Genomic DNA, 5,852 nt, shown 5'->3' with positions numbered 1-5,852 from the left:
GCCAGGGCCTGCACCCTGGCGGCGACCGCACCCGCGTCGCGCACATCCGCCTCGGCCACCGAGACGTGCCCGAGGCCGCGATACACCTCGCGGTGGCAGGCGGCACGGTCGGTCAGGACAACGGTCTCCAGCCCCAGTCGCGCGGCGGCCGGAAGCAGACCGCGGGTGACGGCGTCGGTCGGGACGAGCGCGGTGACGTAGAGCCGCAAGCGGAGCCCCCCGAAGAGTGACATTAGGTTAGCTATACCTAACGATCATCCGCAGGCGAGGTCAAGCTGACGCGAGGTGAGACGCTCGATACAGCCCGATCGGGTTTGCCGCCACGGAGATCAGGATCACTTGCGGGAGCACCCCACCTGGCAGTGGCAGCAGCTTGCCGACGCTCTCGCCCGCCTCAGCAACGTCGAGTGACGCTGGTGAAGGTGATCTGCCGATCGGCAGTGGCCCGGCCCAAGCGGTCTGTTACCGAGGTGGCCCCCGACGTCGGCCGGGGGCCGTCGGCTTCTACCGTCGCAGGGAGCCGCTCTTCACGGCCGCGACGAGTGTGGCGAGGCCCTGCGTGCGCAAGACACCGCCCTCCGGATTCTTGCTGTCCCGCACGGCCCCGCGCTCGCCGACGAGGGCGACCTCAACGCATTGCCCACCGTTGCCGCCGCTGCGACTTGATTTCCTCCACTGGGTCTGTGGTGCGTGAGCCATCGCACACTCCTTCACCTTCACCTGTTCTCACAGTTCCCGCCTCAGCGTATCGACCAGTCGAATCGACTCTCGTGGTGAGAGGGCGGCGGCGGTCAAGTGCTGCCAGACGGCGAGGTGGCTCTTTCGTTGGAGATCGTCCGCCTTGTCGAGGTAACTCGCCGAGGTCAGGTCCTCGGTGTAGACGACGTCAACGCCGCCGTCGGGGAAGCTCAGCAGCGTGAACGGGAATCCGGTCGCCGCGTGCGCTCCGCCCGCCCGAGGTGCGATCTGGATGGTGACGTGCGGCATGTGCGCCATGTCGATCAGGTGTCCGAGTTGGGCGCGCATCACTTCCGGCCCGCCGACGAGCAGCCCGACCGCGTGCTCGGACATCACTGACCACAGGCTCGGCGGTGTCGAGTTGAGCAGACGGGCTTGGCGGGCGGTCCGCGCCTTGACGATCTGCTCGACGGTGTCCGGGTCATGCAGCGGCGAGGACATCGTTAGCGCGCGGGCGTAGTCCTCGGTCTGGAGTAGGCCGGTGATCAGGCTTTCGTCGTACGTGCGGATCTCGGTGGCGGCTTCTTCAAGTGCCACGTATCGACGGAACCACGTCGGGATCGCCTTGCCGTAGGTGGTGCGCGGCCTGCGTTTGCGCGCATCCCGCGCGATGTCCTCGATCTCTCGTCGCTGCGCATCGGGCACGCCGTACAAGTCGAGCAGGGCGCGGAGGTCACTCGCAGAGGGCGAGACCAGGCCGTGCTCAATCCGGCTGATCTTCGACGGGGAACATTCCAACGCTGCTGCGGCGTCCTCTCGGGTCTTGTCTGCGGCTTCGCGGTGCTCGAACAGCTGTCGGCCTACCTGCCTCTTGGGCACGGTCGGGCTGGGTCGTGAGGCCATGGCGTAGTGGTCCTTGCGTTGTGGTGACCTCACGACCCTAGGTGGTCGCCGTACCACGCACAGGAAAGGTTCACTCGATTGATGCACTGCCAATCTGCACGTGCAGGTTTACGGTGTAGTTGCTGGGCACAGCTCGGCAAGCCCGCCCCGGCTGTCTCACAGTTCCCCGCCGAGCCACCGGGGCGGGCCCTAAAACTCGTGGCCGGGAGGTGCCCATGCGAAGAGCGGATTGGGAATGGCGGATCGCTGCGGGCACTTTGCATGCCGCCCCTATCTCAGACAGCTACTTGCCCTGCCCCGGCGACGAGATCCGCTGCATATGCGGTGCCGAGATCATGCTGCGCCGCGAGGACTTCCCGCGCAGCCCGAGCTGTGTGCCATCGTGCCGGGAGTGCTGGGATCTGGTGGCTTCGTGATCTCCCCGGCGCACCGCTGCCTGAGCGACGGAATCGTCCACCTCTGGACGATCGGCATCCCAGCCCCCGGTCTGCGCGTCACCGAGTGCGGGCTCACCTTCCCGACCGCGCATCTCGCCGCCGACCGCACCGGCGAGACCTGCTTGCGATGTCTCGTCGCCGCAGGTTCTCGTATCCCCGAATCGAGCGCATGGCGGGACTGAACCCGTCGGCGGCCACCATCGCCCGCACGTCCCACCGGGACACGTTGTCCATCTCCCCGTGCCCGGCGCGCCGATCCGGATCACCATGTCCGTGCCGCCCGCCCGACTGCTCAGGCGAGCACGACCTTGCCCAGTTCCGCGTGCGTGGCGAGCAGACGGTGTTTGGGAAGCACCCGCGCCGTGACCCCGAGCGCACCCGCGTGCGGCAGCGAGATCTCCGCCGAGTACCGCCCGGACCCGATCGGCCGCATCGTGGCGGTCACCACGTCGCTCAGCTCGTCGGCGTCACTGACCCGGCCGACCACCGCCTGCACCTCGACGTCGTTCGGGTCGAGACCGGCCAGGTCGACCGAGGCCTGCACCTGGACCCGGTCGCCGATCACCGGCATCTGCCCCTCGTCGAGCGAGAGCTCGCAGCTGGTGACCCGGATGTGCGGCCACGACCCAGACAGGCGACGGCGGTACTCCGCGAGGTCCTTGGCGGCCCGGAAGCCGTCGGCCTGCGCGAGCACACCCGCGGTGGCGGCGGGCGCGTAGTGCGCCTCGACGTACTCGCGGACCATCCGGGAGGCCTGCACCTGCGGGCCGAGCGACATCAGGGTGTGGCGCACCATCGCCATCCAGCGGCTGGGCACCCCGCCCTGGTCGTGGTCGTAGTACAGCGGCGCGACCTGCGACCCGAGCAGCTCATAGAGCGCGGCGGCCTCCAGGTCGTCGCGGCGGACGGGGTCGGTGACGCCGTCGGCGGTGGGGATGGCCCAGCCGTTGCTGCCGTCGTGGAACTCGTCCCACCAACCGTCCCGAATGGACAGATTGAGGCCGCCGTTCAGCGCGGCCTTCATACCGGAGGTGCCGCACGCCTCCAGCGGGCGCATCGGGTTGTTCAGCCACACGTCGCAGCCCCAGTACAGGTAGCGGGCCATCGACATGTCGTAGTCGGGCAGGAAGACGATGCGGTGGCGGACCCCGGCGTCGTCGGCGAACCGGACGATCTGCTGGATCAGCGCCTTGCCGCCGTCGTCGGCCGGGTGCGACTTGCCCGCCACGACCAACTGCACCGGGCGTTGCGGGTGCAGCAGGAGCGCGCGCAGGCGCTCCGGGTCGCGGAGCATGAGCGTGAGCCGCTTGTAGGTCGGCACCCGCCGGGCGAAGCCGACGGTGAGCACGTCCGGGTCGAAGACCGAGTCGGTCCAGTTCAGTTCGAGCGCCGACGCGCCGCGCTGGAGCCACGCCGCGCGCACCCGCCTGCGGACCTCGCCGACGAGCCGCTCACGCAACCCGCACCGCAGCTTCCACAGCTCGGCGTCGCTCATCGACTCGATCACCGACGACGGGTCTTCCTCGTCGACCGCCGACGCCATCTCGCGGGCGGCCCACGTGGGGCCGTGGACGCCGTTGGTGACCGACGAGATCGGCACCTCGTCGGTGTCGAAACCCGGCCACAGCCCGCCGAACATGGACCGGCTCACCGCGCCGTGCAGCTTGGAGACGCCGTTGGCCCGCTGCGCGAGGCGCAGACCCATGTGCGCCATGTTGAACATGCCCGCGTTCTTCTCGGCGCCGAGGGAGAGGATGCGGCGGAGATCGATCCCGGGGAGCAGGGACTCGTCGCCGAAGTAGTGCTGCACGAGATCGATCGGGAACCGGTCGATGCCCGCGGGCACGGGGGTGTGCGTGGTGAACACGGTCCCCGCGCGCACGGCGGACAACGCTTGGTCGACGTCGAGGTTGTGCCCGGAGACCAGTTCGCGGACCCGTTCCAGGCCGAGGAACCCGGCGTGGCCCTCGTTGGTGTGGAACACCTCGGGCTGCGGCGTGCCGGTCAGCTCGCAGTAGGTGCGCACGGCGCGGACGCCGCCGATTCCGGCGAGGATCTCCTGGCGGATGCGGTGGTCCTGGTCGCCGCCGTAGAGCCGGTCGGTGACCCCGCGAAGATCGTCGGAGTTCTCCTCGATGTCCGAATCGAGCAGCAGCAGCGGCACCCGGCCGACCTGCGCCTTCCAGATCCGGGCACGCAGGATGCGCCCGCCCGGCATCGCGACGTGCACGAGGATGGGCGCGCCGGACGGCTCGGCCAGCGGCTGCAGCGGCAGCCCGCTCGGGTCGATGACCGGGTAGTGCTCGACCTGCCAGCCGTCGAGCGAGAGCGACTGGCGGAAGTAGCCGGAGCGGTAGAGCAGGCCGACACCGATCAGCGGCACGCCGAGGTCCGACGCGGCCTTGAGGTGGTCACCGGCCAGCACGCCCAGACCGCCGGAGTAGTTGGGCAGCGCCTCGGTGACGCCGAACTCCATCGAGAAGTAGGCGACGGCCGCGGGGAATCTCGTCCCGTCGACCTCCTGCGCGCGGTTCTGATACCAGCGCGGCTCCTCCATGTAGCGACGGAGGTCGTCGGACATCTCCCGCACGCGGCCGAGGAACTCCTCGTCCCCCGCGAGCCGGTCGAGCCGCTCGGCGGGAACCTGCGCGAGCAGGTGCAGCGGGTCCCCGCCGACGCGCTGCCAGATGTCCTGGTCGACGGCGGCGAAGAGGTCCTGGGTGGGCGGGTGCCAGGTCCAGCGCAGGTTCGTGGCAAGCGTGCCGAGATCGGCAAGCTGCTCGGGAAGACCGGCACGGACGGTGAATCGGCGTACGGCTCTCACGGAGCACGACACTAGCGGCCAGACTGGATCGAGCAAGCCACCACTGGGGCCCCGGCGGTGACGGGCCGTGTCCACAAGGGCCATGACCACCAGCGATGCGTCACCAAGATGAACTTGCCACCAGCGAAACATCGCCGGCGGCGGTTCGCGGGAGCGGATCACGCGGTGGGCTGTTTCAGTGAAGCTGGATCGAGCAAGGCAGACTGGGGGCAGGACCCGCAACGAGAGGAGCCGAACCGGTGAGCGGTCGGCTGGCAATCGATGACGTCTCCCCGATCGTGTCGTGCGGTCGTTACCCCTCCAAGGCCGTCGTCGGCGAGCACATACCCGTGCGTGCGACCGTGTGGCGCGAAGGACACGACGCCGTGGCGGCCACGGTGACCTGGAGAGGGCCCGGCGACGGCAGGGCCCGCCGGACCGCGATGAAACCCTTCTCCGAAGACCGGTTCACGGCCGACATCGTTCCCGACCACACCGGCCTGTGGACGGTCCGCGTCGACGCGTGGAGCGATCCGTGGGTCACGTGGCGGCACACGGTCGAGGTGAAGGTCGCGGCGGCGCAGGGGCCCGAGGAACTCGCCAACGACCTGGAATCCGGCGCTCGGCTGCTGGACCGGGTCTCGCGCAGGCCGGACCGCAGCACCGACCGCAAGCTACTTGCCTCGGCGGCGCGCGCGCTGCGTGATGTCTCGCTGCCGCTGCCCGCGCGTATCGCGGAGGCGGTCTCCGAAGCGGTGCACCGGGTCATGACCGAGCACCCGGTGCGCGAGTTGTTGACCAAGGGCAAGCCGCTGCAGATCTGGGTCGACCGCAAGCCCGCGCTCTACGGCTCCTGGTACGAGTTCTTCCCGCGCTCGACCGGCGGCGTCGACGCCAACGGGCGGGCGGTGCACGGCACGTTCAAGACCGCGACCAAGGAACTGGACCGGGTCGCGGACATGGGATTCGACGTGGTGTACCTGCCGCCGATCCACCCCATCGGCGCGGTGAACCGCAAGGGCCCCAACAAC

Annotated in this window: 6 protein-coding genes; 2 read left to right on the top strand and 4 right to left on the bottom strand. The window is 69.4% G+C overall.

Features of this window, described 5'->3' with window-relative positions:
* The 3 genes from ACRDSQ_RS24305 to ACRDSQ_RS24295 all read right to left on the bottom strand — a co-directional run.
* Positions 1-233 (bottom strand): hypothetical protein (locus tag ACRDSQ_RS24305; RefSeq protein ID WP_431424281.1); only part of this gene is annotated, 233 nt, incomplete at its 3' end.
* Positions 234-504: 271 nt separating this feature from the next.
* Positions 505-699 carry a DUF397 domain-containing protein gene (locus ACRDSQ_RS24300; RefSeq protein ID WP_431424279.1) on the bottom strand — a complete coding sequence of 65 codons (195 nt, stop codon included), beginning with the start codon at positions 697-699 and terminating at the stop codon, positions 505-507.
* Between the two features lie 27 nt (positions 700-726).
* On the bottom strand, positions 727-1,581 hold the full coding sequence (locus ACRDSQ_RS24295) for a helix-turn-helix domain-containing protein (RefSeq protein ID WP_431424277.1): 855 nt from the start codon (positions 1,579-1,581) through the stop codon (positions 727-729).
* A 391-nt stretch (positions 1,582-1,972) separates the two neighbouring features.
* Between ACRDSQ_RS24295 and ACRDSQ_RS24290 the strand changes: the two genes are divergently transcribed.
* Complete coding sequence (locus ACRDSQ_RS24290; protein WP_431424276.1) at positions 1,973-2,200, top strand: hypothetical protein; 228 nt, start codon at positions 1,973-1,975, stop codon at positions 2,198-2,200.
* 110 nt (positions 2,201-2,310) lie between these two features.
* On the opposite strand, the gene glgP is transcribed toward ACRDSQ_RS24290, so the two are convergent.
* A complete protein-coding gene (glgP, locus tag ACRDSQ_RS24285) occupies positions 2,311-4,842 on the bottom strand; it encodes an alpha-glucan family phosphorylase (protein ID WP_431424274.1) in 2,532 nt (843 codons plus the stop codon).
* Positions 4,843-5,081: 239 nt separating this feature from the next.
* Between glgP and ACRDSQ_RS24280 the strand changes: the two genes are divergently transcribed.
* The coding region (locus tag ACRDSQ_RS24280; protein WP_431424273.1) for a maltotransferase domain-containing protein at positions 5,082-5,852 on the top strand (771 nt) is incomplete at its 3' end.

It is taken from the genome of Actinokineospora sp. (genome assembly GCF_050699995.1).
Classification (GTDB): Bacteria; Actinomycetota; Actinomycetes; order Mycobacteriales; family Pseudonocardiaceae; genus Actinokineospora.
Note: the sequence above shows the minus strand (reverse complement) of the source record. Positions and strands in the feature narration are given on the sequence as shown.

Coding starts and splice junctions, on each gene's coding strand:
- ACRDSQ_RS24295 (WP_431424277.1), bottom strand. CDS start 1,581: ATGGCCTCACGACCCAGCCCGACCGTGCCCAAGAGGCAGGTAGGCCGA.
- ACRDSQ_RS24300 (WP_431424279.1), bottom strand. CDS start 699: ATGGCTCACGCACCACAGACCCAGTGGAGGAAATCAAGTCGCAGCGGC.